The sequence below is a fragment of the Rhizobium sp. P40RR-XXII genome (genome assembly GCF_012641405.1).
GTDB lineage: Bacteria > Pseudomonadota > Alphaproteobacteria > Rhizobiales > Rhizobiaceae > Rhizobium.
Genome location: NZ_JABAII010000004.1, coordinates 447,775 through 471,643, shown reverse-complemented (window position 1 = coordinate 471,643; position 23,869 = coordinate 447,775). Strand labels below are relative to the sequence as shown.

Here is a 23,869-nt window from a genome sequence, read left to right as displayed (position 1 = left end):
CTTCGCAGCCTACGGATGATTTTTGCATGCCGAAAGAACCGTTTCTTAATCCTCCTCTGCCAAGACTGCCGCGAGGTTGGGATCATACTTAAAGTATTGCGTATCGATCATGGCGGTCTTTCAAACAGCGGAGAGAATGTTGCCGTCCGCATTGCGGACCGCGCTATCGCCGTATCTGCGCAAACTCGCTGCTCTGTTTGCCGGTCAGGACGAAAAGGCCGTTTCTCAGCGCATGGCGCTGATCGCCTTCACGATCCGCATCGCGGGTGCCGCCCTCGCCTTCCTGTCGCAGATCATCCTTGCCCGCCTGATGGGCCGGTTTGAATACGGCGTCTTCGTCTTCGTCTGGGTGCTGATGATCCTTTTCGGCAATCTTGCCTGTCTCGGCTTCCCCACCGCCATCATCCGCTTCCTGCCGCAGTACGATGCCGGCGGCAACCACGATGCCGTTCGCGGCCTGAACACCGCGGCGCGCCTGTTCGTGGTCGCCGTCTCGGGCACGCTGGCGCTGATCGGCGCATTGCTGATCTATGCCTTCCGCGGCATGATCGAACATTATTACGTCCTGCCGATCTTCCTCGGGCTCATCGCCGTGCCGATGATCGCGCTGGGCGATGTTCTCGACGGGACGGCGCGTGCCAAGCACTGGCCGATCATGGCTCTGAGCCCGACCTTCCTGATCCGTCCGACGCTGATATTGCTTTTCATGGTCGGCGCCGTCCTTGCCGGAGCGCCGCGCGATGCGGTCACGGCCATGACGGCAGCCCTGGCCGGCGCCTTTACCAGCGTCCTGCTGCAATATCTGGTCGTGACCCTCCGTCTGCGCCGCCATTATCCCGGCGGGCCGAAAGCCATGGAATTCAACGCGTGGTTCGCCGTCGCCTTTCCGATCTTTCTTGTCGAAGGCGTAGGTTACCTCCTCACCAATTCCGACGTCGTGGTGGTCGGGATCTTCCTCGATCCGGATCAGGTCGCCGTCTATTTTGCCGCCGCCAAAACCATGGCGCTGGTTCACTTCGTCTATTTCGCCGTCAAGGCCGCGATCGGCCCGCGCTTTGCCGCCATCCTGGCGGAAGGTGACCGAAGCAAGCTTGCCGCCTTCGCCGCCGATGCAACGCGTTGGACCTTCTTTCCCGCGCTTGCCGTCGGTCTTGTGGTCCTGGCCGCGGGCCAATTCCTGCTGTCACTCTTCGGCGCCGCCTTCACCGACGGTCAGATCGTCATGGCGATCCTGCTTGCCGGCATCCTCGCGAGGGCATTGGTCGGTCCAGCCGAAGTGCTCCTGACCATGGCGGACAAGCAGATGCTCTGCGTCTACCTCTACGCAGCCGCGCTCGTTGCCAATATCGGCCTGAACGTCATTCTCATCCCGCATCTCGGCATCGAAGGGGCAGCCATTGCCGGCACCGCGGCCATGGCGATCGAGGCCCTGCTTCTGCACATCGCGGTCCGCCACGCGCTCGGCATCACCCTGTTCGCCCTTATCCGGCGCCCCGCAACGCCACCGGCAACGAGGGCTCTCTGATCATGGCACGTCCTCCCTATACCCAAAGCACCGACAGCCAAGTGAATGCCCTGACGCACACGCTCGCGGCACTGCACTTCGAAACGCCGAAGGCGGAAGCCCGGGTCGAGATCGGTCGCGCCGGCCGCGAACTCTGCCTCTACCCCGGCAAGCTCGGCTATGAGCTGCAGGACGAGCTGGACTTCCTGTCCAACCGCGCCATGGAGCCGAACATCTTCTTTTCCGGCCGCTTCCTGGCACCCGCCATGCCGCGGCTGGAGGACCGGCAGGTGCGCCTGGCGCTGATGCGCGACAACAGCAGCACGCGCAGCCGCATCCGCCTGCTGATGCCTTTTACCGTGGACAAGCCGGGCTTTGCGATCGGCCCCTCCATCATCCGCGTCTGGTCGAATTCCTTCGGCCCGCTCGGCACGCCGCTGCTCGATGCCGAGGATGCCGGCGAGACGCTCGATAATCTTTTCGAAGCGTTCTCTCGGCAGGAACTGCGTCTGCCGACGACGCTCGTGCTGCCGGATGTGCGCCTGAACGGCCGCTTGGTTCAGATGGCGAAAGTCATCGCTATCGGCCGCAACCTGCCGATAGCGGTTGCCAATCCTTTCCAGCGCCCAATGCTTGAGAGCAACGACGATGCGCTCGCCTATCTCAAGCGGACGATCTCCAACGCGCATTTGCGCGAAATGCGCCGGCAATGGCGGCTATTGGAAAATCAGGGCGAGGTCAGCTACAACGTCGCGCGCCAGCCGGCAGACGTGCACGTGCGCATGGAAGAATTCCTGGCGATCGAAGCGAGCGGCTGGAAGGGCAAGAAGCGGTCGGCTCTCGTCACCGATCGCCATCATGCCGCCTTCGCCCGCGAAGCGATCTCCAATCTCGCAGCCATCGACGCGGTGCGCATCCACACCATCGACCTCGACGGCAAGGCCATCGCCTCGATGATCGTGCTGATGATGGGTGGCGAAGCCTACACGTGGAAAACCGCCTATGACGAGGCCTATGCCCGCTTTTCGCCGGGCAAGCTGCTGATGGGCGAACTGACGGAATGGCATCTCGACGACGCCAACGTCGTGCGCTCCGATTCCTGCGCCGTGTCAGACCATCCGGTCATGAGCCGCTTCTGGCACGAGCGCGAAGACATGGGCACGCTGATCGTCGGCCTGACGCCGAATGGCGACCGCGATGTCCGCCAGGTGACCGCGCAACTGCATATGTACCGCAGCACCCGCAACATGGCGAAGCTGCTGCGCGAAAAGATCCTGTCGCTTACGAAGCGCTAACTTCAGCCATCGCCCGATCGCGCAGCAGGCGGCGGATCACCTTGCCTGACGTCGTCAGTGGCAGCGCATCGACGAATTCGATCTCGCGCGGATATTCATGCATGGAAAGCCGGGTCTTCACCCATTCGCGGATTTCAGCCGCCAATGCTTCGCTCGGCTCGCGGCCGGGCACAAGAACGACGTAGGCCTTGACGATTTCCGTCCTGACCGCATCCGGCTTTCCCACCGCCGCGGCAAGCTGCACGGCCGGATGGCCGCCGAGGCAGTCCTCGATCTCGCTCGGGCCGATACGATAACCCGACGAGGTGATGACGTCATCGTCGCGCCCGACGAAGGAAATATAGCCATCCGCATCCCGCCGGCCGATATCGCCGGTCAGCAGCCAGTCATTGGCGAATTTCGCCTCCGTCGCCTTGTCGTTCTGCCAGTAGCCGAGAAACATCACCGGATCGGGCCGCCTGATCGCGATCTGCCCGCTCTCCCCGACCGGAACTTCGATGCCGTCGGCATCGACGATCGCGACACGATGGCCGGGCACGGGCTTGCCGGTCGCTCCGGCCTGGCTGACACCGAAGGCCTCGCTAGAAGAGAGCACGAAATTGCACTCCGTCTGGCCGAAGAATTCATTGACGCTGACACCAAGCGCGGAGCGCGCCCATTCGAAGGTTTCGCGGCCGAGCGCCTCGCCCGCCGAGCCGATGGTGCGCAGCTTGAGATCATACCGCGCCCGCGGATTTTCGACGGCTTTCAAAAGCCGCAGCGCCGTCGGCGGAATGAAGGCATTGCGCACATCCATTTCGGCCATGATGCGGAAGGCCATGTGCGGATCGAACTTCTGCGCCGGCGAGGAAACGACGGGAACGCCGAGCATCAGGCTCGGCAGCAACGCATTCAGAAGGCCGCCGGCCCAAGCCCAGTCCGATGGTGTCCACAGCCGATCACCGGCTTTTGGAAAGCCCTCATGGGCGAACTGCATGCCTGGGATATGCCCCGGCAACACGCGGTGGCCATGCAACGCACCCTTGGGCGGCCCGGTCGTGCCCGAGGTGAAGATCATCAAGGCCGGATCATCCGGGCCGGTTCCCGCCACCTCGAACAAAGGCGGATGCGCCGCGACCACTTCGGCAAAGCCGGCAACGCCCTCCTCGGCGCCGTCGATACTGATCACTTGCGCGAGTTCGGGCAGCCGGTCCCTGATCGGACGCAGCCGCTCGAGGCCGAACCGGTTGGTCACGATTGCCGATGCACCCGACGCCTTCAGCCGGTATTCCAGCGCCTCGGCACCGAACAGCAAAGCCAGCGGCAGGGCGATCGCACCTATCTTGTAGATTGCCACATGCGCCACGACCGTCTCGAAGCTCTGCGGCAACAGCAGCGCCACCCGATCTCCCCGCTGCACGCCAAGCGCGGCAAGCGCATTGGCGAAGGAGGCGGACCGATCGCGCAACTCACCATAGGTCATGGAAAAGTGATTGCCGTCAGGATTGAAATGCTGGAGGCAGACCCGATCGGGCTCGCGCTCGGCCAATGCATCGCAAACAGCATGTCCTATGTTGAATTTCGCCGGAATCTCCCAACGAAAGTCACAATAGAGGGCATCATAAGTATCACGCGGGGGCAATTTCATGCAGAATTCCAAAAATGGTGCGGTGCAGCTAACACCTGTCGCCCGCAGGGTTCAAGGAAACATTTGAGATTGCCGTCTTCCCTGCCAAACGATTTGCCTTATTTATTGAAGAATACTTCGAAGCTCTTCACGAACTGACCCACCGATCGGCGGCAACCTGGCCGCCGGATTAATTTGGTGACGCACGCTTTCCGCCGCCCACGGGGCGGCGGGCCTTTTTGCGCCGGATAATCGAATGGACGGAGAATATCGATGGAATACGTAAAGCTTGGCAGGACTGGTCTGGAGGTTTCACGCATCTGCCTGGGTTGCATGACCTATGGCGATCCCAACAAGGGTACGCATGCCTGGTCGTTGAAGGAGGAGGATAGTCGCCCGCTGCTGCGCCAGGCGATCGAGGCCGGCGTCAACTTCCTCGATACGGCCAATACCTATTCCAACGGCTCCTCGGAGGAGATCGTCGGCCGCGCCATCAAGGATTTCTCTCATCGAGAGGACATCGTGCTCGCCACCAAGGTCTTCAACCGCATGCGCCCCGGCCCGAATGGCGCCGGCCTGTCGCGGAAGGCGATCTTCGACGAGATCGACAACAGCCTGCGTCGCCTCGGCACCGATTATGTGGATCTCTACCAGATCCATCGCTGGGACTATACGACGCCGATCGAGGAGACGCTGGAGGCGCTGCATGATGTCGTCAAAGCCGGCAAGGCCCGCTACATCGGCGCCTCCTCCATGTATGCCTGGCAATTCGCCAAGGCGATCTACACGTCCCGCCTCAACGGCTGGACCGAGTTCGTCAGCATGCAGGACCATCTGAACCTGCTCTACCGCGAGGAGGAGCGCGAGATGCTGCCCTTCTGCGAAGACCAGAAGATCGCCGTCATCCCGTGGAGCCCGCTCGCCCGCGGCCGCCTGACCCGCGATTGGGATGAAGCGACGGCCCGCACGCAATCCGACGAATTCGGCAAGACGCTCTACACGCAGGCGCTCGAAGCCGACCGCAAGATCGTCGACGCCGTCGGCACTGTCGCCAAGGCACGCGGCATCCCGCGCGCGCAGGTGGCGACCGCCTGGATCCTACAAAAGAGCGCCGTCACCGCGCCGATCGTCGGCGCCTCCAAGCCCGGCCACATCACCGATGCCGTCGCGGCCCTGGAGGTCAAATTGACGCCGGAGGAAATCGAGGCGCTGGAGAGCCCCTACGTCCCGCACGGGGTTGCCGGGTTCAAGTGATCGAGGATTCGGGACTGGTCAGACGAGGCCAATGATGCCCCACGTGGCTGCCTGGCCCCTCACCCCAACCCTCTCCCCGCATATGCGGGGCGAGGGGTTCGACAGTGCCGCAAGCTCCTTCTCCCCTCGGGAAGGTGGCCCGCCCTTCGACAAACTCAGGGGATCGAATGAGGGGGCTTACAAATTTGAATGTGGGGATTTTCGTGCTCTTGAGCCCCCCTCATCCGCCTGTCGGCACCTTCTCCCCGAGGGGAGAAGGGGTTCGTGGCGAAGTTCACGAACCCGTCACAGTTGAGGCTTAACAGGTCGTGGTTCCTTACCCCCGAGGATAGCAATCCATGATCACAGTTCCCTTCGAAGCGCGGCGCTTTCAATCGACCGCGGCTTATTACCTGCGTTATCGCATCCCCTATCCGGACAGGCTGATTGAACGCGTTGCCGAGCGCAGCGGCCTGGAGCCCGGCGATCATGTGCTGGATCTCGGCTGCGGCCCCGGCCAGCTCGGCATCGCGTTTGCGCGGCTGCAGGGCGCGGCCGTCACCGCCATGGATCCGGAGCCGGAAATGCTCGTCGAAGTCGAGGCCGGCGCGAGGAAGGCCGGCGTCGATGTTGCCATCCGTCAGGGCTCCTCCTATGATCTCGGCGACGACATCGGTAAGCTGCACCTCTGCATCATGGGCCGCTCCTTCCACTGGATGGACAGGCGCGCAACCCTCGAAGCGCTCGATAAGCTGATCGAGCCCGGCGGCGCCGTCGTCCTCTTCCACGATAAAGGCATCTCGGCGGAACCGAATTGGCGCGGGATCCTTGAGCCGTTGATGGAAACCTATTCGCCCGAGCGCAGCGCTGAGCGGCAGATACGCAGGGGCAAGGAATGGGCGCCGCATGAAGCCATGCTGCTCGCCTCCCCCTTCCGCAATCTCGAACGCATCGGCATCGTCTCGGAATATACGAGGGATATCGAAGAGATCGTCGGCCGCATCTTCTCGATGTCGTCGAGCTCGCCACAGGCGCTCGGCGATAAGGCAGCCGATTTCGAAGCGGCCCTGCGCGCGGAACTGCTTGCGGTTGCGCCTGACGGCAAGTTCAAGGAAATCGTCGAGGCGAACGGTCTGCTTGCCTTCCGGGACTAGATCAACTTTTTTCGCCACCCGGCAGCGGCGTCAGCTCCTGCCGGGTCGCCGACAGGAATTCCTGCGACAGTTCGGAATTGTCCATCGCCCGCGCCAGGATGACGGCGCCGACCATGGCCGAGAGGCTGGCAAAAGCCCTACGGCGGCGATCCTCCGGCGTTTCGCCGGGAACGATCTCTTCCAGCACCTCGACCAGCCCCATCAGCCCTCCGGTGAAGGTGGACTGCATCTTAGGGCCATGGCGGCTGACCTCCTGCGTCAGCGCGGCGAAGACGCAGCCGGTCGCGTGCCCGACCACGTTGCGATGCGAGAGATAATGGGCAAGCAGGGCCTCCAGCGGCTGGTCGGGCGAACTTGCCGCCACTTGCTTCCAGCGTTCCAGCGAGCGCGCCACCAGCGCCTTGCTCGCCTCGCAGGCGAGCTCGTCCTTTGAATCGAAATGACCGTAGAAACCGCCATGGGTGAGCCCGGCCGCCTTCATGATCTCGGCGACGCCGATGCCGTCGAAACCCTTCTCGCGAAAGAGCTCGCCCGCCACGGCAAGGATCTTCTCGCGATTCTCGGCGAATTTCTCCCGGCTCACTCTCATCAAAAAACTCCATCAGAGCATCAATAAATCTGCATTGACAATTTATATGATGACCATCATCAATACGCAACAAATATGATAGAAATCATGTAAATGCCTTTACACAAACGTTCAAGCCAAGAGAGCGGCATGGCGCTAGAAGCGGATACGGTACCCCTGGCCGTCCGCGATCGAGCGTTTTCTCAAGCTCTCCCGATCCCGACGCCAAGACACGCAACCCTATTGGAACGCCCCTCATGGTCTCAACTGCCCTTGCTTCGACGCTCGCCCGGCGCAACATCCATTACGGATGGGTCGTCGTCGGCGCCACCTTCCTCACCATGCTGGTCACGGCTGGCGCCATGGGCGCGCCCGGCGTGCTCATCAAGCCGCTGGAGGACGAGTTCGGCTGGAGCACCTCGTCCATCTCTTCGGCGCTTGCCGTCCGCCTGCTGTTGTTCGGCCTCATGGGTCCCTTTGCCGCCGCCTTCATGAACCATTTCGGCGTGCGCAAGGTCATCGTCTTCGCGCTGGCGACCATTACCGTCGGCTTCATCGGCTCGCTGTTCATGACCGAGGTCTGGCAGCTGCTCTTGTGCTGGGGCGTCATCATCGGCTTCGGCACCGGTCTCACAGCCATGGTGCTCGCCGCAACCGTTTCGACGCGCTGGTTCACCAAGCATCGCGGCCTCGTCATCGGCATGCTGTCCGCCAGCTCGGCGACGGGACAGCTCGTCTTCCTGCCGCTGATGGCGGAACTGACGACGCGCTATGGCTGGCGCACCACGGTGCTCTTCGTCTGCGGCATGATCGTCGTCGCCGCCCTCATCGTGCTGCTCCTGATGCGCGACCGCCCCTCGGACGTCAACCTGCCGCTGGTCGGCGAAATCCACATCACGCCGCCGCCGCCGGCCACCAGGAACCTGAAGGCCGCGCTCGCCTCGCCCCTGTCGATTCTGCGCGAGGTATCCACGACCTCGACCTTCTGGATCCTGTTTGCCACCTTCTTCATCTGCGGCCTGTCGACCAACGGCCTGATCCAGACCCATTTCGTCACCCTCTGCGGCGATTTCGGCATCGTGCCGGTAGCGGCCGCCAGCGTGCTCGCCGTCATGGGCATCTTCGATTTCTTCGGCACGATCGGCTCCGGCTGGCTCTCCGACCGTTTCGACAATCGCTGGCTGCTCTTCTGGTATTACGGCCTGCGCGGCCTGTCGCTGGTCTACCTGCCCTTCAGCAACTTCACCTTCTACGGCCTGTCGATCTTCGCCGTCTTCTATGGCCTCGACTGGATCGCCACCGTGCCGCCGACCGTCAAGATCGCCGCCGACCGCTTCGGCCGCGAAAAGGCCGGCCTCGTCTTCGGATGGGTGTTCGCCGGCCATCAGCTCGGTGCGGCGACCGCCGCTTATGGCGCCGGCCTCACCCGCACGGAGCTCAACACCTACCTGCCCGCCTTCTTCGTCGCCGGCGCCTTCTGCCTGCTCGCCGCGATCCTGGCGATCACGCTGCAAAAGTCCGGCTCCGCCACCAAAGGCCCGGCGATGGCTCACTAAAGCCAGCCCGAAAAGAGCAAAAAACCCATGGCGTCCACCGACGCCATGGGCCAAACCGCAACCCTGCGGAAACACTCGCAATATCTGCCGCCCCCGGCTTGCGCGCCCCGCCGGTCACATGCTAGACAGCCGCCTCGTCAGTACCCCGTTGCCCCATTGGCGGAATTGGTAGACGCGCTCGACTCAAAATCGAGTTTCGAAAGAAGTGCTGGTTCGACTCCGGCATGGGGCACCATCAGACAGGCAAATTACTGTCTTTTTTGCAATATTAGCTCCATATAAGTTTAAGGACCCATCTTTGTTTTCGATGGCGGCCGATTTTTACCAATCTTTTAAGCAAATGCGTCGCGCTCTTATGCCTACGCACCCTAGATTGCGTTATTCGAAGTCCATGCCGAGCCACCCTTTGTACTCATCGAAAGTGAGCGGCTCATAGGCTGGCATAAAGCCGTGCGGACGCAAAAAAGCTCTTTCCCTTCACCCTGTGATGAAGGCAAATTCGGTTTGAAATGCTGCTCGAAGACGTCGTTGTAGATGATCGCACGTAGACTGGCATCCTTCCGGAACCGCCGGTTTCTAAACCAGTCCCGCACGCCGCTATAACCAGTCTGGGCGCTCGGCAGAATCATAATGAATTTGGGGCAAGATAGACAAACAATACGAAATTACATCACATTAAAAGCTCTAAACTCCAAACACTCAGCAATTGCTATAGGCGCTTGCGTTGCAAGAAAAACGCTCTCTCAGCAATTTTCAGCGCCGATGCGCAAGTGCCAAAATGTTGGTTGACTTAAGACGCACCACAATCAACTCTACCGCGAGAGAGTTTGAGGGTCATTAACATGTTTAAAATTGTTGCCGCGGTAGGCCTCTGCCTGCTCGCTGCGGGCTGCGCACGTTCCAGTGCGATGCGAGTTTCGCAAAACAAGGAATCATAAGCACGAGCGCCGCGCCGGTTTGCGGAGATGAGGGCGCAATGAAGGTCGCCGAAAAACAAGCGGCGATCGAAACAATCAAGGCAGGCTATGATCGCTATATAATAGTCGGTCAGCAGGGGCAGGACACGACACATCTGGTTCAGATGCCGGGATCTTACTCCACGACCGGCACTGCGACTTTCTCAGGCAACACCGGTTTTTACCAAGCCAACACCGTCTATCAGCCTGGACCTATGTTCGTCGCTGGCCGTCATAATCAGAAGCTGTCGGTATATATGTTTAAGAACGGTGAGCCTGGGGGTCAAAATGCGCTTTCTGCGAAAGAAACACTTGGAACTAAATGGGCTGACATCGTTAGAGACGGCGTGATGACCTGTACCAGCTAGAGCCTTGGCACCTGATCAGCGGGCGAAGTCCCAGCTTCGAAAGCCCTACACCATCACGAAAAATTTTGCCTTTCCGCCACTTCCGTCACTCCCCGACCATTTACAGCCATAATCCTGCCCCCTAAAGGTTTGCAACGCAGCAAAAAGGGGCCTTCATGCTTCGTAGACTTTACGACTGGACCATGTCGCTTGCCGGCCGCAAATCGGCGGAAATCTGGTTGGCCGTTATCGCCTTCGTCGAGAGCTCCATCTTTCTGGTTCCGGCGGACGTGCTTTTCCTGCCGATGTCGCTTGCCAAGCCCGAGCGCGCCTGGCGCTATGCGCTGACGGCAACGGTTGCCTCTGTGCTTGGCGGCATCGCCGGCTGGATGCTCGGCTATTACGCCTTCGAGACCCTCGCCAAGCCGATCCTCGAATTCTACGGCAAGCTCGACGCCTTCAACCAGATGAGCGCCGGCATCACCTATGAATGGGTGCTCCTGCTGCTGGTCACGTCGGGCCTGGCGCATCTGCCGCCGATCAAGGTGGTGACGATCCTCTCCGGCGTCGCCCATATCGATCTCGGCCTGTTCATCGTCTCGGCCATCGTCGCGCGCGGCGCGCGCTTCTTCTTCCTGGCCTTCCTGCTGCGCCGCTATGGCGAATCCATCCGTCATTTCATCGAGAAGCGCCTCGGCCAGATCACCATGATCGCAGCCGCCATTCTCATCGCCCTCTATGGCATCTTCCATTTTGCCCTGGCGAGCTGACCAAGGAGCCCTCAACGCATGTCCATGACTTCGCCTTCCCCCCGCGCCGGCCTCGGCTATGGCCTATTGCTGACGATCGGCATGATCGTCGTCATCGGCTCGGCGCTCGGCTCCCAATATATCGGCGGCTATATCCCCTGCGCGCTCTGCCTGGAGCAGCGCCAGCCCTATTATTACGGCATCCCGGTTGCCATTATCGCCGTCTTGACGGCGGTCGCCGGCCTGCCCTCCTGGATCACGCGCGGGCTGCTGATCATCGCCGGCCTGATGATGGTGGTCGGCGGCGGTATCGGCGTCTATCACGCCGGCGTCGAATGGCACTTCTGGGAAGGCCCGACCACCTGCTCCACCTCGGCTGCCAGCGTCACGCAGAATGCTGGCGACCTGCTCGGCCAGCTGAACACCATCAAGGGCCCATCCTGCACGGAAGCGGCACTGCGCGTCCTCGGCCTGTCGATGGCCGGCTGGAACGTGATCGCCAGCGTGATCCTGGCGGCAATTGCTTTTGTGGGTGCCAAGAAGGCGGGTTGATTGAACTGAGGCCCGTCAGGCTAGCGAGCGGCAAAGCGAAGCTCGCTCGACTAGAAACACAATCTTACGGCTGCAGTTCCGAATCCCAGTAGAGATAGTCGAGCCAGCTGTCGTGCAGGTAGTTCGGCGGGAACAGCCGGCCGTTGTTGTGCAGGTCCTGCACGGTCGGCTGATAGGGCTTCTGCGCCGGGAACATGGCGGCCTGCTTCGGCAGCTTGCTGCCCTTGCGCAGGTTGCACGGCGAGCAGGCGGCCACCACGTTTTCCCAGGTCGTCTCGCCGCCATGGGCGCGCGGGATGACGTGGTCGAAGGTCAGGTCGTCATGGGAGCCGCAATACTGGCATTCGAACCGGTCTCGCAGGAAGACGTTGAAGCGGGTGAAGGCGGGATTGCGGGACGGCTGCACATAGGTCTTCAGGCATACGACACTCGGCAGCCGCATCGAGAAGCTCGGTGACGACACGCACTGATCATACTCAGCGATGATGTTCACACGGTCAAGGAAAACCGCCTTGATCGCGTCCTGCCAGGACCAGAGCGACAAGGGATAGTAACTCAGCGGTCTGTAGTCGGCGTTCAGCACGAGCGCCGGCAAGGACTGCGGGGAAACTGCAATCGTCAAGGAACCCTCCTGATCGATTCGGCATCTGCACCTGTATATTAGGCCGGTTGTTACAGGATTGTGAAGTCCAATAAATTCAGTGCAAAGAGGCGAATTCGGGAGATGGCCGATTAAACTATAGGCAGCGCATCCCGCCGCGTTTTCACGGCATAATACGCCCAGAAAAGCCGGGCCGCGACTGAGCGCCAGGGCGCCCAAACCGCCGCTTCCCGGGCAACGGCCTTGGCCAAGGGCCTGACTTCATGGCCGAAAGCCATGCCGACGGCCGCCTGCAGCGCCACGTCGCCGGCCGGAAACACATCTGCGTGACCGCCGCAGAACATCAGGTAAACTTCAGCCGTCCAGGGGCCGATTCCCTTGATCGAAGTCAGCTCGGACAACGCCATTTCAGGTGATTCGGCACTGAGCGCATGCAGATCGAGGCTGCCGCCGGCAACGGCCTCAGCCACGCGCGCCAGCGTCTCGTGCTTGATTCGCGACAGACCGAAGCTTCGCCATGTCTCCGGCTCCAGGCCGGCATAGCCCTTAGCGGTCACCTGCCCCATCCCGGCGATCATCTTCCCCCAGATCGCATCGGCGCTGGCGCGCGAGACGACCTGTGAAACGATGATATGGGCAAGCCCCTCGAAGCCCGGCTCGCGCAGCCGCAAGGGCAAGGTGCCGGCCTCTGCGGCAACGGGCCGCAGGCGCGGATCGTGCTCCAATAGCGCAGCCAGCCCCCGTTCGATGTCGCGCTCGTTGCGAATGATCTGCATGGCGTCTCGTAGTCCCCGGTTCAAATTCGTGGCAGAAGAAAGCATGATCGAGATTCCCCGTCAAAAGCCAAGATTCCGTTTCGCCCCGAGCCCCAACGGCCCCCTGCATCTCGGCCATGCGCTGTCGGCCATTCTCAATCACGACATGGCGGCGGAAGCCGGCGGCGATTTCCTGCTGCGCATCGAAGACATAGATCAGACCCGCTGCACACCCGATTTCGAAGCCGCCATTTATGCTGATCTTTCCTGGCTCGGCCTGCGCTGGCAGGAGCCCGTGCGCCGGCAGTCCGAACATTTTCCTGCCTATCAGGAGGCCTTGCAGACGCTTATCGAGCGCGGCCTCGTCTATCCCGCCTTCCTGACGCGCGGCGAGGTCAAGGCCCGGGTCGCCGCCTTCGAAACAGAGGGCAGTTCCCGGCCGCGTGATCCGGACGGCACGCCGCTCTATCCGCCCGACGATCGCGAGCGCGGCGATACCGAGCGGCAGCGCCTGCTGGCATCGGGCAGGAAGCACGCCTGGCGTCTCGACATGGAAAAGGCGCTGGCCGCAGCGGGCGGACCGCTTCACTGGCAGGAAAGCGGTGACGGTGAGACAGGCACCATTCCGGCCGACCCCGCCGTCTGGGGCGATGTCGTGCTGTCGCGCTCCGATGCGCCCTCGAGCTACCATCTTTCCGTTGTCGTCGACGACGCCGTGCAGGGCATCACCCATGTCGTGCGCGGGCTCGATCTCTTCCACGCCACCTCGATCCATCGCCTGCTGCAGAGACTGCTTGCCTTGCCGGAACCGCTCTATCACCATCACCGTCTCCTTCTCGGCAACGATGGCAAAAAGCTTTCCAAGAGCATGGGCGATACCGGCATTGCCGAATGGCGCCAGCGGGGTCTCTCACCGGTGGAGCTTCGCCGCCGCATCGGCCGCTGATTTGGCTCCTGGTTCGGCCTTTGGTTCGGCCCCTGATTCGGAACGTATCTTTTCCGACGGCAGCTCGACGGCAGCGCGGCTCGCCACCTTGCCGAACAGCAGCCGCCGCACGCGGAACTTCATCAGCGCCGCATTGATCTCCGCCCCCATGATGAAGATCACCGCCAGCATGTAGAGGAAGATCAGCACGATCATCACCGAGGCCAGACCGGCATAGGTGGCGGTGTAATTGGCGAAGGTCGAGAGATAATAGGCAAAAAGCAACGCGCCGATCGACCAGAAGACCAAGGTCAGCAGCACGCCGGGAATGACGTCGAAGATCCGCCTGTGGCCGGCCGCCAGCCAAAGATGCAGGATCATCAGGCCGGCGAGCAGCAGGAAGATCGTCCCGTAGATCCGCCAGCTGAAGACGATCTCGAGAATATCGGCGAGCCGCGGCAGCCATTGCCGGGTGTAATTCAGCGCCAGCGGCACGGCGACGAGCAGGATGCTGAGGATCGCGAAGATCAATACCGCTATCAGCACATAGCCGAGACTGGCGAGGCGATTGAAATACCAGGGCCGGGTTTCGAGGACGCGATAGGCGCGGTTAAGGGATATGCGCAGCGCCTCGACACCGTTCGAGGCGAAATAGGCGGCGGCAAGCACGGAGATCGTCAAAAGGCCGCCGCGCGGAATGGTCAGCACCTGCACCACTTGATCGGCGAGCGGCTTGGCGATCGCCTCCGGCCAGGTGTCGAAGATCAGATGCACCGCAGTCGACGAAAACTGGCTGGCGCCTAGAAAGCTTGCCAGCGCCGTGCCGAAGATCAGGAAAGGAAAAACCGCCAGCAGCGTTGAAAGCGCCACATGGCTTGCCATGGCAAACCCGTCATCCTCGACGAAATGGAACACTGCGTCGTAGATCACCTTGTAAATCGTGCGCAGGGCTGTCGGCATTCCATCTCCGCTTGACGTCGGCATTTCACCCGACCGACACCGCCGGTTGTCGATTGTATCGGGTCCCTGAATATGGGAAACGAGTTCCGGTTTGTACAGGAATCATCTTTCCATGGCGGAACAACGCATCATCCTGCTGACTGGTTGCTCCTCCGGGATCGGCGCGCATTGCGCCCGGGCGTTACGCGATGATGGATGGCGCGTTTTCGCGACCGTGCGCAACGAAGCCGATCTCGCGCCGCTTGCAGCCGACGGCATCGAAGCACTTCTTCTCGATTATAGCAGCCCCGAGACGATTTCCGCTGCGGTTGTGACGGTTAGGGAGCGCACGGGCGACCGCATCGATGCTCTTTTCAACAATGGTGCCTATGGACAGCCGGGCGCCGTCGAGGACCTCACGACCGATGTGCTGCGCGAACAGTTCGAGACGAATTTCTTCGGCTGGCATGAACTGACACGCCAAATCCTGCCGCTGATGCGCAGCCAAGGCCATGGCCGCATCGTCAATTGCTCGTCCATCCTCGGGCTGGTCCCCTATCGCTTCCGCGGCGCCTACACAGCCTCGAAATTCGCGCTCGAAGGGCTGACGATCACGCTCAGGATGGAACTGCAGGGCAGCGGCATCCATGTGAGCCTCATCGAGCCAGGCCCGATCGCGACGCGCTTCACCGCCAATGCGCTCGCCAAGATCCGCGAACATATCGACCTTGAGGGGTCCGCCCATGCGGTGGAATACCGCAGGCAACTCAGGCGGCTGGACGGCTCTGGCCCGATCAACAAGCATAAATTGGGCCCCGAAGCGGTCTATGATGTGCTAAAATTGGCTTTGAATGTGAGGGATCCGCGCCCACATTATCTGGTAACGACGCCCGCCAAGCAGGGCGTCCTCTTGAAAAGGCTATTGCCGGCTAACCTTTTCTATCGTCTGATGCGCCGGCTGGACTAGAGCAATCCCAGGAAAAGTGCGCAGCAGTTTTCCATTCGGGAATTGCGTTGGGAATCGATGAGACTGAGAGGCTCAGAGATTCCCGGAAAGTCTGAACCGCTCTGAAGACAAGGATGGAGGAGCCATGTCGACCGTTACCTATATCGCCGCCATCATTGTCATGGGGCTTGTCGCGATCGTTCTCGTTCGCGGCCTGTGGAACATGATGAAAGGCGACAATCCGAACCTTTCGAACCGGCTGATGCAATTGCGTGTTCTGCTGCAGGCAGTCGCGGTCATTCTGATCATGCTGACCCTCTGGCTGACCGGCGGCGGCCGCCCGGCCTGACGACAGGAACACGATGGTCAAGCTCAACAAGATCTACACCAAGACCGGCGATGACGGCACCACGGGCCTCGTCGCCGGCCCGAGGCGGCTGAAGCACGACCTGCGCGTCGAAAGCTACGGCACCGTCGACGAAACCAATTCCGCCATCGGCGTCGCCCGGCTGCATACTATTGAGCTGCCCGATCTCGACGCCATGCTGATGCGCATCCAGAATGATCTCTTCGATCTCGGCGCCGATCTTTCCACGCCTGAAACCGACGAACCGCCCGCCTATGAGCCCCTGCGCATTATCGACCATCAGGTCGAACGCCTCGAGCGCGATATCGACCTGCTCAATGCCGATCTCGAGCCGTTGAGATCCTTCGTTCTGCCGGCCGGCAGCCCCACCTCCGCCCATCTGCACCTCGCCCGCACGATTGCCAGGCGTGCCGAGCGCCTCATGGTGGCGCTGTCGCGTGAGCAAGGCGAACGCGTCAGCCCGACGGCGCTGAAATATGTCAATCGCCTTTCCGACTTTCTCTTCGTCGCCGCGCGGCATGCCAATGATCGCGGCCGCGCCGATGTGCTCTGGGTTCCCGGCAAGAACCGATAGCGGCGCCAACCAATCACCGGAGGTCCATATTGACGTTGACGTAAACGTTATTTATGCCTCTAAAGCAATTCGTCGCTCGGCGGCCCGGAAGCGTTGTAATTGGGGGAAAAACGCGTATCCATGTCGCCATTCGACAAATGGAATGGCGCTGAACAGCGCATGTTCTCGGGCGGTCATGTTGAAGGAAGGATTCCATGAAGATTCTCGTTCCCGTTAAGCGGGTCGTTGACTACAACGTCAAGATTCGCGTGAAGCCGGATGGTTCCGGCGTTGAGCTATCGAACGTGAAGATGTCGATGAACCCGTTCGACGAGATCTCGGTCGAAGAGGCGCTACGGCTGAAGGAAGCCGGCAAGGCCGAGGAAGTCGTGGTCGTATCGATCGGACCTGCCAAGGCCGAGGAGACGCTGCGCACCGCGCTTGCCATGGGCGCGGATCGCGCCATCCTGGTCGAGACAGACGATCAAGTCGAGCCGCTGGCGGTGGCGAAGATCCTGAAGGGTGTCGCGGAAGCCGAACAGCCGGGCCTGATCATCGTCGGCAAGCAGGCGATCGATGACGATTCGAACCAGACCGGCCAGATGCTGGCGGCCTTGCTCGGCACGGCCCAGGCAACCTTTGCCTCGAAGATCGAGATGAGCGACGGCAAGGCACAGGTCACCCGCGAAGTCGATGGCGGCCTGCAGACGATCGAGGTCAAGCTCCCGGCTGTGGTTACCACCGACCTGCGCTTGAACGAGCCGCGCTATGCCTCACTGCCGAACATCATGAAGGCCAAGAAGAAGCCGCTCGACAAGAAGAGCCCGGCCGATTTCGGCGTGTCGACCGAGCCGCGGCTGAAGGTCCTGAAGACCGAAGAGCCTGGCGGCCGCAAGGCGGGCGTCAAGGTCAAGTCGGTTGCCGAGCTGATCGAAAAGCTGAAAACCGAAGCCGGCGTGCTCTGAGGATAGGAAAGGGAGAACTTCATCATGGCCATTCTTCTTCTGGCTGATCACGACAATGCCCACCTCTCCGACCAGACCGCCAAGGCGCTGACGGCTGCCACCAAGATTGGCGGCGACGTCCATGTGCTCGTCGCGGGTACGGGTGCAAAAGCTGCCGCTGAGCAGGCTGCCAAGCTTGCCGGCGTCTCCAAGGTGCTGGTGGCCGAGGACGCAAGCCTTGCCAACAATCTCGCCGAACCGCTTTCGGCGCTGATCGTATCGCTGGCCGGTTCTTACGACACCATCATCGGTGCCGCCACTTCTGTCGGCAAGAACGTGCTGCCGCGCGTTGCAGCCCTGCTCGATGTCGCCCAGGTCTCTGAGATCATCGAAGTCGTCTCGGCCGACACCTTCAAGCGGCCGATCTATGCCGGCAATGCCATCCAGACGGTGCAATCGACCGATGCGAAGAAGGTGATCACCGTGCGCACGGCCTCGTTCGCTTCCGCCTCCGAAGGCGGTTCGGCTGCGATAGAGACGGTCTCGGCTGCCGCCGATCCGGCGCTGTCCTCCTTCGTCGGTGATGCGCTGTCTTCTTCGGATCGTCCGGAGCTGACCTCTGCCAAGATCATCATCTCCGGTGGCCGTGCACTCGGCTCGGCGGAGAAGTTCAAGGAAGTGATCCTTCCCGTCGCCGACAAGCTCGGTGCCGCCGTCGGCGCATCGCGTGCCGCCGTCGATGCCGGCTATGCGCCGAACGACTGGCAAGTGGGGCAGACCGGCAAGGTGGTGGCGCCGCAGCTCTATATCGCCTGCGGCATTTCAGGCGCCATCCAGCATCTGGCCGGCATGAAGGACAGTAAGGTCATCGTCGCGATCAATAAGGACGAGGAAGCCCCGATCTTCCAGATCGCAGATTACGGCCTCGTCGCTGACCTCTTCGAAGCGCTGCCGGAACTCGAAAAGGCGCTGTGATCGCGCCGATTGATTTTCTCGCAGTTGCGAGAGACTGGAAAATCGTCTCTTATAGGTCTATCAATCTTTGCCGGGCTAGAAATCGCCCGGCAAATTTGTGGTTAAGAGCATAGCGCACCGCCAAGAGCGCGCCGCCGGGGAGTTGGCAATGAGTTCGCTGAAGACGATCGGTATTATCGGCGCGGGCCAGATGGGCTGCGGCATCGCCCATGTATCCGCCATGGCCGGCTACAAGGTCCATATCTACGATTTGGCGCAGGATCGCATCGAAAGCGGGCTTGCCACCATCAACGGCAACCTCGCGCGCCAGGTCTCCTCCGGCAAGACGACCGACGAGGAACGCAAGGCAGCTCTTGCGCGCATCACTGGCTCTTCCGATCTGAACGATCTTGCTCAGGTCGATCTCGCCATCGAAGCCGCCACGGAAGACGAAAGCGTCAAGCGCAAGATCTATGCGCAGGTGTGTCCCGTCCTGAAGCCGGAGGCGCTGCTGGCCACCAACACGTCGTCGCTGTCGATCACCCGCCTCGCTTCCGCCACCGACCGTCCCGAACGCTTCATGGGCATTCACTTCATGAACCCGGTTCCGGTGATGAAGCTGGTGGAGCTGGTGCGCGGCATCGCCACCGACGAATCGACCTTCTCCACCGCCAAGGATTACGTCACCTCGCTGGAAAAGACGATCACCGTCGCCGAGGACTTCCCCGCCTTCATCGTCAACCGCATCCTGCTGCCGATGATCAACGAGGCGATTTACACGCTCTATGAAGGCGTGGGCACCGTCGATGCCATCGACACCGCCATGCGGCTCGGCGCCAACCATCCGATGGGACCGCTGCAGCTTGCCGATTTCATCGGCCTCGATACCTGCCTGTCAATCATGCAGGTGCTGCATGACGGGCTCGCCGATTCCAAGTATCGTCCCTGCCCGCTCTTGGTAAAATACGTCGAAGCCGGCTGGCTCGGCCGCAAATCCGGTCGCGGCTTCTACGATTATCGCGGCGAAGTGCCGGTCCCGACCCGGTAAGCCTCTCGGCAGCCTCGGGGCCGACCCTCCTGGCTCGAGGCTCCGGCCTTCGGGCTCCGCGCCTCACCATGGGGCGGAACGAAATTGCCCGGCGACCACTGAACAGATGTGGCGAAAATGGCGGAAGTTGCAGCGAACGCAATAGATTAGTCCTCACCCTGAGGTGGGTGCGCAAGCGACCCTCGAAGGGCGAGGGCGGGTGATAGAACACCCAAACCACTCAAATCCCGGCAGCCGCCTTCACCAGCTTCTTCGCATCATCACTATCCCAGGCGGCCGGCCCGTTCATGGCTGACAGCAGGCAGCCCTTGTCGTCGATCAGAAGCGTCACCGGCAGGCCGAAGGCGAGACCCTGCTTCTTCAGTACATTGAACACGCCCATGGTGTTGTCCCGGTAGTAGCCGAGCTTGTCGATGGCATATTCGGCGCGGAAAGCCTTCGTTTTTTCCTCGTCGCCCGTGTCGATGTTGATGGCAACCACCTCGAACTTGTCGTTGCCGACGCTCTTTTCGAGCGCGTTCAGCGCCGGCATTTCCTCTCGGCACGGGACGCACCACGTTGCCCAGACGTTCAGCAGCACCGTCTTGCCCGAGAAATTGCCGATCGACAGCGGCTGGCCCTCGGCGCCCTTGAAGGAGACATCCTTCAGCGAGATCGGCGCCGGCGGCACGCTCATGGCGGCGACCTGGCCCTTGGTGAAGGGTGTCAATGCTGCAGCGCGATCCCTTGCCGACCCGCATTGATCGGCCGAGGCCGTTTCACCAACGCCATTGCCATACCCCGCCTCCTTCACGTATACCGCTGCCGCGCCGGCAATAACCCCAGCGACGGCGGCGAGCAGAACGAGTTTCATGGACGGCAGACCGAACGGCTTCTTTGCTGTCATTACATTCTCCAGGTGGGCATCTCATGACTGACGGCACGGACACCAAATCCTCCAACCAGATGTGGGGCGGGCGTTTCGCTTCCGGCCCCGCGGCGATCATGGAGGAGATAAATGCCTCGATCGATTTCGACAAGAAGCTGTTTGCACAGGATATCCGCGGCTCAATCGCGCATGCCGGCATGCTCGCCCATCAAGGCATCATTTCAGCCGAGGATAAAGACAAGATCGTTCACGGCCTGAACACGATCCTGTCAGAGATCGAGAGCGGCAATTTCGAGTTCTCCCGCCGCCTCGAAGACATCCACATGAACGTCGAGGCGCGGCTTGCGACCCTGATCGGCCCGGCTGCCGGACGTCTTCATACGGCCCGCTCGCGCAACGACCAGGTCGCGCTCGATTTTCGCCTCTGGGTCAAGGAAGAGCTGCAGAAATGCGAGCAGGCGCTGACCGAGCTGATCTCTGCCTTCCTCGACCGGGCCGAGGAACATGCCGACAGCGTCATGCCCGGCTTCACGCATCTGCAGACGGCGCAGCCCGTCACCTTCGGCCACCATTGCATGGCCTATGTCGAGATGTTCGGCCGCGACCGCTCGCGCGTGCGCCATGCCATCGAGCACATGGACGAATCGCCGATCGGCGCCGCAGCCCTTGCCGGCACCGGCTTCCCGATCGACCGCCACATGACGGCCAAGGCGCTCGGCTTCCGCGAGCCGACGCGCAATTCGATCGACACCGTCTCCGACCGCGATTTCGCCCTTGAATTCCTGTCGATCGCCGCCATCGCCGGCATGCATCTGTCGCGGCTGGCCGAAGAGATCGTCATCTGGTCGACGCCGCAATTCGGCTTCGTGCGCCTGTCCGACGCCTTCTCCACCGGCTCCTCCATCATGCCGCAGAAGAAGAACCCGGATGCGGCCGAGCTCGTTCGCGCCAAGACCGGCCGCATCAACGGCTCGCTGGTGGCGCTGCTGACGATCATGAAGGGCCTGCCGCTCGCCTATTCCAAGGACATGCAGGAAGACAAGGAACAGGTGTTCGACGCCGCCGAAAGCCTGGAACTGGCGATTGCCGCCATGACCGGCATGATGCGCGATATGACGATCAACACCGCCCGCATGAAGGCCGCCGCCGGCTCCGGTTATTCCACCGCCACCGACCTTGCCGACTGGCTGGTGCGCGAGGCGGGCCTGCCGTTCCGCGACGCCCATCACGTGACGGGACGCGCCGTGGCGCTTGCCGAAAGCAAATCATGCGAGCTGGCGGAATTGTCGCTGCAGGATCTGCAGGCGATTCACCCTGATATCACCGACAAGATCTTCGATGTTCTGACGGTCGAAGCCTCCGTTGCCAGTCGCAAGAGCTTCGGCGGCACGGCACCTTCGGAGGTGCGCAAGCAGATCGCCTTCTGGCGCGCCCGCAACTGAAAAGACTGACGAAAACGGGACTTACACAATCGGGGTGCACAAGCGCAGGAAACTTCGCTAAGAAGAGTGACTTTCGCGCTTGAGCCGGATGATTTTCGGTCGTTTCGACCGAAAATCATCCGGCTTTAAAACCAAAGAAATAGAGCATGATGTTGTCCGAAAACCGCTCACACTTTTCGGCATCATGCGCTAGTCGCCCAAGAGGATTTCGATGCAGATCAACATGCCGCACATCATCCGCCTGACCGTCGTGCTTTCGGTCGTCGGCCTTGCCGTCGTCGGATGTGGCCGCAAAGGCCCTCTCGATCCTCCGAGTGCTCATGCGACCAAAGGCGGTGACGTCTCCAAGCCGACAAAGGAGCCAGGCGCCGAAGACAAGAAGTTCCTCCTCGATCCGCTTCTCTGATTAGGCAGCGACCGTGAACCATTTTCAGTATCGCGACGGCATCCTCTACGCCGAGGATGTTCCGGTTCCCGAGATCGCCAAGGCGGTCGGCACGCCCTTCTACGTCTATTCGACGGCCACCCTGGAGCGCCATTATCGCGTCTTCGCGGAAGCCTTCGGCGATGTCGATGCCATGGTGTGCTATGCCGTGAAGGCCAATTCCAACCAGGCGGTGCTGAAGACGCTCGGCCGGCTGGGCGCCGGCGTCGACGTCGTCTCCGTCGGCGAGCTGCGCCGCGCGCTCGCCGCGGGAATTCCGGCAAGCCGCATCATGTTCTCCGGCGTCGGCAAGACGGCGCAGGAAATGGACGTCGCGCTCGAAGCCGGCATCTACTGCTTCAACGTCGAATCCGAGCCGGAACTGGAAGTGCTGAACCAGCGCGCCGTCCGCACTGGCAAGGTGGCGCCCGTTTCCTTCCGCATCAATCCGGATGTCGATGCCCGCACGCATGCGAAGATTTCGACCGGCAAGAAGGAAAACAAGTTCGGCATTTCCTGGGAGCGCGCCCGCACTGTCTATGACCGCGCCGCCAGCCTGCCTGGTATCAATGCTACCGGCATCGACATGCATATCGGCAGCCAGATCACCGAGCTGCAGCCCTTCGACGACGCCTTCAAGCTGCTGCGCGATCTCGTGGAAACGTTGCGCGGCGACGGCCACGCCATTCACCATGTCGATATCGGCGGCGGCCTCGGCATTCCCTACCGCGACGACAACAATCCTCCGCCCCTGCCCGATGCCTATGCCCAGATCGTCAAGAACCAGCTGCGCGGCCTCAACTGCAGGATCGTCACCGAACCCGGTCGCCTGATCGTCGGCAATGCCGGCATACTGGTGACGGAAGTCATCTACGTGAAGGATGGCGGCAGCAAGAGCTTCGTCATTGTCGACGGCGCGATGAACGACCTGATCCGCCCGACGCTCTACGAGGCCTATCACGAGATCCGGCCGGTTGCGATCGCCGCCGCCGATACCGCGCGCATCAAGGCCGATGTCGTCGGCCCGGTCTGCGAAACGGGCGATTATCTGGCGCTCGACCGCGACATGGCGCAGCCCAAGCCCGGCGATCTCCTCGCCATCGGTTCCGCCGGCGCCTACGGCGCCGTGCAGGCCGGCACCTACAACAGCCGGCTTCTGGTTCCGGAAGTGCTGGTCAAGGGCAATGAATTCCATGTCGTCCGCCCGCGTGGAACCTATGAGGAGCTGATCGGCCTGGATTCGATCCCCGCTTGGCTCGAGGGATAATCGGTTTCGATTCATGAATTTCGGGCAGGATAACCCAAATATCCGTCCTGCCCGATCGATCACGTTTCAGCGAAGTTCGATGAAAAAACAGCCTTTCGAGCCCATTGCCCTCGTCTTCGCCACAAAGAATGTTATCTTTGATTGATTGGCGTCTGCCGGGCGCCGCGCGGGCGTGTGGGACGCCACGCCATCGCCAAAGGGCTACTAGAGCCGGATGATTTTAGGTCTGTTGGACCCAAAATCTGAATCTGCTCTAGGATCAAAGAAGTAGAGCATGATGTCGCCCGAAAACCGATCACACTTTTCGGCATCATGC

The 23,869-nt window shown here is 61.4% G+C and carries 24 protein-coding genes and 1 tRNA gene; 19 read left to right on the top strand and 6 right to left on the bottom strand.

Features of this window, described 5'->3' with window-relative positions; all coding sequences use genetic code 11:
- Window positions 1–109 precede the first annotated feature (109 nt).
- The gene (locus tag HGP16_RS11080) at window positions 110–1,525 is read left to right on the top strand and encodes a polysaccharide biosynthesis C-terminal domain-containing protein (RefSeq protein ID WP_168840039.1); all 1,416 of its coding nucleotides are present in this window, start codon (window positions 110–112) and stop codon (window positions 1,523–1,525) included.
- Between the two features lie 2 nt (window positions 1,526–1,527).
- Window positions 1,528–2,799: a GNAT family N-acetyltransferase gene (locus tag HGP16_RS11075; protein ID WP_168840038.1), complete on the top strand. Its 1,272-nt coding sequence runs from the start codon at window positions 1,528–1,530 to the stop codon at window positions 2,797–2,799.
- Here HGP16_RS11075 and HGP16_RS11070 read toward each other — a convergent pair.
- A complete protein-coding gene (locus HGP16_RS11070; RefSeq protein WP_168840037.1) occupies window positions 2,786–4,426 on the bottom strand; it encodes an AMP-binding protein in 1,641 nt (546 codons plus the stop codon). The genes HGP16_RS11075 and HGP16_RS11070 overlap by 14 nt on opposite strands.
- 252 nt (window positions 4,427–4,678) lie before the next feature.
- Between HGP16_RS11070 and HGP16_RS11065 the strand changes: the two genes are divergently transcribed.
- Together HGP16_RS11065 and HGP16_RS11060 are read left to right on the top strand one after the other, a co-directional pair.
- A complete protein-coding gene (locus tag HGP16_RS11065; protein ID WP_168840036.1) occupies window positions 4,679–5,659 on the top strand; it encodes an aldo/keto reductase in 981 nt (326 codons plus the stop codon).
- A gap of 338 nt (window positions 5,660–5,997) precedes the next feature.
- On the top strand, window positions 5,998–6,792 hold the full coding sequence (locus HGP16_RS11060; RefSeq protein ID WP_168840035.1) for a class I SAM-dependent methyltransferase: 795 nt from the start codon (window positions 5,998–6,000) through the stop codon (window positions 6,790–6,792).
- Window position 6,793: 1 nt separating this feature from the next.
- Here HGP16_RS11060 and HGP16_RS11055 read toward each other — a convergent pair whose 3' ends face one another.
- On the bottom strand, window positions 6,794–7,381 hold the full coding sequence (locus tag HGP16_RS11055; protein WP_168840034.1) for a TetR/AcrR family transcriptional regulator: 588 nt from the start codon (window positions 7,379–7,381) through the stop codon (window positions 6,794–6,796).
- 236 nt (window positions 7,382–7,617) lie between these two features.
- Between HGP16_RS11055 and HGP16_RS11050 the strand changes: the two genes are divergently transcribed.
- The 5 genes from HGP16_RS11050 (at window position 7,618) to HGP16_RS11030 (ending at window position 11,520) form a co-directional block, all read left to right on the top strand.
- Window positions 7,618–8,916: an MFS transporter gene (locus tag HGP16_RS11050; RefSeq protein ID WP_168840033.1), complete on the top strand. Its 1,299-nt coding sequence runs from the start codon at window positions 7,618–7,620 to the stop codon at window positions 8,914–8,916.
- A gap of 150 nt (window positions 8,917–9,066) precedes the next feature.
- Window positions 9,067–9,151: transfer RNA gene (locus HGP16_RS11045), tRNA-Leu, on the top strand.
- 741 nt (window positions 9,152–9,892) lie between these two features.
- Window positions 9,893–10,240: a hypothetical protein gene (locus tag HGP16_RS11040; protein WP_246703310.1), complete on the top strand. Its 348-nt coding sequence runs from the start codon at window positions 9,893–9,895 to the stop codon at window positions 10,238–10,240.
- A gap of 155 nt (window positions 10,241–10,395) precedes the next feature.
- Complete coding sequence (locus tag HGP16_RS11035; protein WP_168840032.1) at window positions 10,396–10,989, top strand: YqaA family protein; 594 nt, start codon at window positions 10,396–10,398, stop codon at window positions 10,987–10,989.
- An 18-nt stretch (window positions 10,990–11,007) separates the two neighbouring features.
- The gene (locus HGP16_RS11030) at window positions 11,008–11,520 is read left to right on the top strand and encodes a disulfide bond formation protein B (protein WP_168840031.1); all 513 of its coding nucleotides are present in this window, start codon (window positions 11,008–11,010) and stop codon (window positions 11,518–11,520) included.
- A 64-nt stretch (window positions 11,521–11,584) separates the two neighbouring features.
- On the opposite strand, the gene HGP16_RS11025 is transcribed toward HGP16_RS11030, so the two are convergent.
- Window positions 11,585–12,142 (bottom strand): HNH endonuclease, encoded by a 558-nt coding sequence (locus HGP16_RS11025; RefSeq protein WP_168840030.1) that lies wholly within the window; start codon window positions 12,140–12,142, stop codon window positions 11,585–11,587.
- A gap of 110 nt (window positions 12,143–12,252) precedes the next feature.
- Window positions 12,253–12,897 (bottom strand): DNA-3-methyladenine glycosylase family protein, encoded by a 645-nt coding sequence (locus tag HGP16_RS11020; RefSeq protein ID WP_168840029.1) that lies wholly within the window; start codon window positions 12,895–12,897, stop codon window positions 12,253–12,255.
- Window positions 12,898–12,940: 43 nt separating this feature from the next.
- On the opposite strand from HGP16_RS11020, the gene gluQRS reads away from it, so the two are divergent.
- Complete coding sequence (gene gluQRS, locus HGP16_RS11015) at window positions 12,941–13,822, top strand: tRNA glutamyl-Q(34) synthetase GluQRS (RefSeq protein WP_168840028.1); 882 nt, start codon at window positions 12,941–12,943, stop codon at window positions 13,820–13,822.
- Here the strand turns inward: gluQRS and HGP16_RS11010 are convergent.
- Window positions 13,787–14,761: a YihY/virulence factor BrkB family protein gene (locus HGP16_RS11010; protein ID WP_168840027.1), complete on the bottom strand. Its 975-nt coding sequence runs from the start codon at window positions 14,759–14,761 to the stop codon at window positions 13,787–13,789. The two genes, gluQRS and HGP16_RS11010, sit on opposite strands and share 36 nt — an antisense overlap.
- 112 nt (window positions 14,762–14,873) lie before the next feature.
- Between HGP16_RS11010 and HGP16_RS11005 the strand changes: the two genes are divergently transcribed.
- The 6 genes from HGP16_RS11005 to HGP16_RS10980 all read left to right on the top strand — a co-directional run bounded on the left by HGP16_RS11005 (window position 14,874) and on the right by HGP16_RS10980 (window position 19,552).
- Window positions 14,874–15,707, top strand: coding sequence for an SDR family oxidoreductase (locus HGP16_RS11005; protein WP_168840026.1), 834 nt, complete (start codon window positions 14,874–14,876; stop codon window positions 15,705–15,707).
- 124 nt (window positions 15,708–15,831) lie between these two features.
- The gene (locus HGP16_RS11000) at window positions 15,832–16,035 is read left to right on the top strand and encodes a twin transmembrane helix small protein (RefSeq protein WP_168840025.1); all 204 of its coding nucleotides are present in this window, start codon (window positions 15,832–15,834) and stop codon (window positions 16,033–16,035) included.
- A gap of 13 nt (window positions 16,036–16,048) precedes the next feature.
- Complete coding sequence (locus HGP16_RS10995; RefSeq protein ID WP_168840024.1) at window positions 16,049–16,627, top strand: cob(I)yrinic acid a,c-diamide adenosyltransferase; 579 nt, start codon at window positions 16,049–16,051, stop codon at window positions 16,625–16,627.
- A gap of 194 nt (window positions 16,628–16,821) precedes the next feature.
- Complete coding sequence (locus tag HGP16_RS10990; protein WP_168840023.1) at window positions 16,822–17,571, top strand: electron transfer flavoprotein subunit beta/FixA family protein; 750 nt, start codon at window positions 16,822–16,824, stop codon at window positions 17,569–17,571.
- 24 nt (window positions 17,572–17,595) lie between these two features.
- Window positions 17,596–18,525: an electron transfer flavoprotein subunit alpha/FixB family protein gene (locus tag HGP16_RS10985; RefSeq protein ID WP_168840022.1), complete on the top strand. Its 930-nt coding sequence runs from the start codon at window positions 17,596–17,598 to the stop codon at window positions 18,523–18,525.
- 148 nt (window positions 18,526–18,673) lie between these two features.
- Entirely contained in the window at window positions 18,674–19,552 is an 879-nt protein-coding gene (locus HGP16_RS10980) for a 3-hydroxybutyryl-CoA dehydrogenase (RefSeq protein ID WP_168840021.1), read from the top strand.
- A 220-nt stretch (window positions 19,553–19,772) separates the two neighbouring features.
- Here HGP16_RS10980 and tlpA read toward each other — a convergent pair whose 3' ends face one another.
- Complete coding sequence (gene tlpA / locus HGP16_RS10975) at window positions 19,773–20,438, bottom strand: thiol:disulfide interchange protein TlpA (RefSeq protein ID WP_168840020.1); 666 nt, start codon at window positions 20,436–20,438, stop codon at window positions 19,773–19,775.
- Between the two features lie 23 nt (window positions 20,439–20,461).
- On the opposite strand from tlpA, the gene argH reads away from it, so the two are divergent.
- From argH to lysA, 3 genes are all read left to right on the top strand, one after another.
- On the top strand, window positions 20,462–21,862 hold the full coding sequence (gene argH, locus HGP16_RS10970) for an argininosuccinate lyase (RefSeq protein ID WP_168840019.1): 1,401 nt from the start codon (window positions 20,462–20,464) through the stop codon (window positions 21,860–21,862).
- A gap of 211 nt (window positions 21,863–22,073) precedes the next feature.
- Window positions 22,074–22,268, top strand: a complete 195-nt coding sequence (lptM, locus tag HGP16_RS10965; protein WP_149635830.1) for an LPS translocon maturation chaperone LptM — start codon at window positions 22,074–22,076, stop codon at window positions 22,266–22,268.
- 13 nt (window positions 22,269–22,281) lie between these two features.
- Window positions 22,282–23,553, top strand: a complete 1,272-nt coding sequence (gene lysA / locus HGP16_RS10960; RefSeq protein WP_168840018.1) for a diaminopimelate decarboxylase — start codon at window positions 22,282–22,284, stop codon at window positions 23,551–23,553.
- Window positions 23,554–23,869 lie beyond the last annotated feature (316 nt).

Coding starts and splice junctions, on each gene's coding strand:
- HGP16_RS11080 (WP_168840039.1), top strand. CDS start 110: ATGGCGGTCTTTCAAACAGCGGAGAGAATGTTGCCGTCCGCATTGCGG.
- HGP16_RS11075 (WP_168840038.1), top strand. CDS start 1,528: ATGGCACGTCCTCCCTATACCCAAAGCACCGACAGCCAAGTGAATGCC.
- HGP16_RS11070 (WP_168840037.1), bottom strand. CDS start 4,426: ATGAAATTGCCCCCGCGTGATACTTATGATGCCCTCTATTGTGACTTT.
- HGP16_RS11065 (WP_168840036.1), top strand. CDS start 4,679: ATGGAATACGTAAAGCTTGGCAGGACTGGTCTGGAGGTTTCACGCATC.
- HGP16_RS11060 (WP_168840035.1), top strand. CDS start 5,998: ATGATCACAGTTCCCTTCGAAGCGCGGCGCTTTCAATCGACCGCGGCT.
- HGP16_RS11055 (WP_168840034.1), bottom strand. CDS start 7,381: ATGAGAGTGAGCCGGGAGAAATTCGCCGAGAATCGCGAGAAGATCCTT.
- HGP16_RS11050 (WP_168840033.1), top strand. CDS start 7,618: ATGGTCTCAACTGCCCTTGCTTCGACGCTCGCCCGGCGCAACATCCAT.
- HGP16_RS11040 (WP_246703310.1), top strand. CDS start 9,893: ATGAAGGTCGCCGAAAAACAAGCGGCGATCGAAACAATCAAGGCAGGC.
- HGP16_RS11035 (WP_168840032.1), top strand. CDS start 10,396: ATGCTTCGTAGACTTTACGACTGGACCATGTCGCTTGCCGGCCGCAAA.
- HGP16_RS11030 (WP_168840031.1), top strand. CDS start 11,008: ATGTCCATGACTTCGCCTTCCCCCCGCGCCGGCCTCGGCTATGGCCTA.
- HGP16_RS11020 (WP_168840029.1), bottom strand. CDS start 12,897: ATGCAGATCATTCGCAACGAGCGCGACATCGAACGGGGGCTGGCTGCG.
- gluQRS (WP_168840028.1), top strand. CDS start 12,941: ATGATCGAGATTCCCCGTCAAAAGCCAAGATTCCGTTTCGCCCCGAGC.
- HGP16_RS11010 (WP_168840027.1), bottom strand. CDS start 14,761: ATGCCGACAGCCCTGCGCACGATTTACAAGGTGATCTACGACGCAGTG.
- HGP16_RS11005 (WP_168840026.1), top strand. CDS start 14,874: ATGGCGGAACAACGCATCATCCTGCTGACTGGTTGCTCCTCCGGGATC.
- HGP16_RS11000 (WP_168840025.1), top strand. CDS start 15,832: ATGTCGACCGTTACCTATATCGCCGCCATCATTGTCATGGGGCTTGTC.
- HGP16_RS10995 (WP_168840024.1), top strand. CDS start 16,049: ATGGTCAAGCTCAACAAGATCTACACCAAGACCGGCGATGACGGCACC.
- HGP16_RS10990 (WP_168840023.1), top strand. CDS start 16,822: ATGAAGATTCTCGTTCCCGTTAAGCGGGTCGTTGACTACAACGTCAAG.
- HGP16_RS10985 (WP_168840022.1), top strand. CDS start 17,596: ATGGCCATTCTTCTTCTGGCTGATCACGACAATGCCCACCTCTCCGAC.
- HGP16_RS10980 (WP_168840021.1), top strand. CDS start 18,674: ATGAGTTCGCTGAAGACGATCGGTATTATCGGCGCGGGCCAGATGGGC.
- tlpA (WP_168840020.1), bottom strand. CDS start 20,438: ATGACAGCAAAGAAGCCGTTCGGTCTGCCGTCCATGAAACTCGTTCTG.
- argH (WP_168840019.1), top strand. CDS start 20,462: ATGACTGACGGCACGGACACCAAATCCTCCAACCAGATGTGGGGCGGG.
- lptM (WP_149635830.1), top strand. CDS start 22,074: ATGCAGATCAACATGCCGCACATCATCCGCCTGACCGTCGTGCTTTCG.